Annotated in this window: 2 protein-coding genes; one reads left to right on the forward strand and one right to left on the reverse strand. The window is 57.8% G+C overall.

The genetic code is table 11. The annotated features are described in order from the left end of the window. On the reverse strand, positions 1–1,248 hold a 1,248-nt coding region (locus ACWGS9_RS34530), incomplete at its 3' end, for a DUF4403 family protein (protein WP_454509400.1). A 417-nt stretch (positions 1,249–1,665) separates the two neighbouring features. On the opposite strand from ACWGS9_RS34530, the gene ACWGS9_RS34535 reads away from it, so the two are divergent. Continuing rightward, on the forward strand, positions 1,666–2,762 hold a 1,097-nt coding region (locus ACWGS9_RS34535; RefSeq protein ID WP_454509401.1), incomplete at its 3' end, for a trypsin-like serine peptidase.

The following is a 2,762-nucleotide window of genomic DNA, read 5'->3' on the forward strand; positions in this document are numbered from 1 at the left end:
CACGACGGAGCCAGCGCTAGGATAGAGATCAACGTCGTCGACCTTGACATCGATGGCGCCTGCGGGCGTCTGCTGCCGGAAATCGCGACCCTTAAGGTTCTTTGACAGCTCGGCCAACAGCAATCCATAGGGTGCGGTTGCTTGCAGGGTGATATCGGCCTGACTTCGATCGGCTGATGTTTTACCCAACGGCGGCAGAGGCTGGGACTGCGTGGCAACTGGTTCTGCGGCAAGACTGGTCTTTGCCGCGACACGCACGGTCATCTTCATGCCTTGCGCTTCACCGACCAGGCCCGAAAAGCTCGCCCCTGTGGGGACGATGTTGAGATAGACGGGCGTGCTGTCCGCTCGGTCGATCTTGATCGAGATGGCGTGCCATTGGGCCTCAACCTTTGACCGAAGCGCGTCACAGGGCAGAGCTTTGGCGATGGCATCCTGTATGTTGGAACGGTGGTCATTGATCTGCCCGTTCAACACGTCAGCCAGTCCCAGATTGATCGGCCCTGCGCAGACTTGGGGGTGCCCTAGGTCTCCAAAATCAAAGCCTTGGCAGTTTTTGCCCACTACCTCCACTGAAGCACTGCTCACCCATCTGCCGGTTGGGGTTCCCGACAGCACGGGGCACCACTTATCGTTCATATCGAGCTGCAGATCGAGGCCTGGGACCAGCCGAGCCTCGAAGTTCTTTCCGGAAAGCGAAAGCACTTTGGCGAGGTCGCCGCCGACGCCGGCCTGACCCCTGACAAACAGCGGCTGTTCGACGTGAACGCCATTGCCCGCCTGGGCCACGACAAGAGGGCCATCCGTTTTGATATCAGCGTGCCAATGATAGTCGGCGCATTGATCTTTAAACTCAAGGCTTGGCGCGGTAATGTCAGGCACTTCAGCACAAACACGGATACCGATCCATTTGCACTCGGTATGATGCCCCACGTGTCCTCCATTTATTTGAGGAACACCGACACATCCGATGTGACCATCTCCTTGCACCGGAACGGATTGCGGTATCTTCGATTGCGCTGCTTGCACAAGCGTCCCATACGGGATTTGTGCCACCAGCGTGAGCACGCTGTCCGTCACGGGTGCCGGCGGCACATCGGCAGTGCCGCCATGAGGTGGCGCCTGGAAGAGATTTTCTTCGCAGCCCGAAACGCCAAGCAAGATGAGAAGGACAGGAACGAACCGGCGAGCGGCGGCGGCAAAGTGAGCGACACGCAACCTCGTGTCCGGTCCGGTAAGCGCTGTCATGGACGTCTCCCCCAAGAATGCTCTGCACCTGATGAAGCGGTGGCGCTGAGAGCCACCGCTTTGTGATCTCTACGTGATCGAATGACCTTCAGGTCCCCCATGCGCAGGCCGGCGCCGCAGCTCCTGCCGCCAAAGACAACCGAACAAGCGATCCCGCCCTAGGAAACTTCGTTGAGAACTCTATTCTTCACATTGACCGCACATTACTCATTGTTGCATAATGATGTAAGAGGGGTCTGGGGTTTTTGAAAGAAATTTCTAGAGCATCAGCGCGGATCGAAAGGACTTCGAGTGAAGGTTGTTAGCCGCTTAAACATATAGCGTTTGAACGCTAATCGTTTTAAGTCCAATCTCTCAATTTCTGTCGTCAAATAGAGTTCTATCTACTTTCCTATTCCTTGGAGGGAGGAATCTACCATGGTCGCGACCAATTTGTTCGACGAGCGCCGCCGCACGGTCATGATTGCGGCTGCAAAACGATGGAAAGCGCAGCCGCCAACGCCTGCGACGACGCAAGTGACGCCATCGGAACAGGCGCGCTACGACGCTCGCCGTTCGAGCTTTGATCAGGCGAGCGAACTGAAGGCACAAGGCCGTCTTCCGGTGTTCGTCGAGCGGAAGATAGGCCCTACCCTTGACTGGTACACCTTGCCGCCAGACGATGCTGCCCGAGCCGCTGGCCGGCCGGTCGCGCGCATCGTGGCCAACGTCGATCCGAAGGTCGATCCGGTCGGGTTTGCGACCGGGTTCATGGTTTCACCTAACGTTCTTCTGACCAACTGGCACGTATTTCCGGATCCCGGCTCGGTACGAGGAACCGGCGCCAACTTTCTTCATGATGAGACGGCATCGGGTGTCGCCCGCGGCATCATTTTCGAGTTTGATCCGGACGCCCTTTTCTTCTCGGCGGAGGATCTCGATTTCGCGCTCGTCGCGGTGAAGCCGAAGGCGATCACCGGCGAGCTTCTCTCCTCTGTCAACTTCCTGGCGATCAATGGATCGCGGTCAAAGATCCTGCCTGGAATGCCGATCCGGATGATCGAATATCCTGACGGCGGGCCAAAACGCTATGCGATGCAGAATTGCCGGCTGCTTGAGCTGCGGGACGACGGTTTCCTCCGGTACGAGACCGACACCGAGCAAGGATCATCGGGCTCCGCCTGCTATTCGGAAATGTGGGAGGTCGTCGGGTTGCACCACGCCTCCATCCCAAAAATGCGTGGCAACACGATCCTCAACAAGGACGGTTCTCCGTGGTCACCTGGGCAACCAGACGACGGAATAGACTGGATCGCTAACGAGGGTGTGCGGATAAGTGCATTGGTCAAGGCCTTCGGCGGGCTTGTGCCGACCACGCCCGCCTCCAAGCATCTTTTGGACGAATTGCTGGCCAACACGACCGATCCTACCGATGAGGTCGCGAAGCTAGCGACGCCTCGCGCCCCAGAAGCGCTGCTACTACCTGATCCCTCCAAAATTTTCGCAAACACGAAAGGAAACGTGATGGGCGGCGT

This window comes from Mesorhizobium sp. Arg314 (assembly GCF_053714275.1).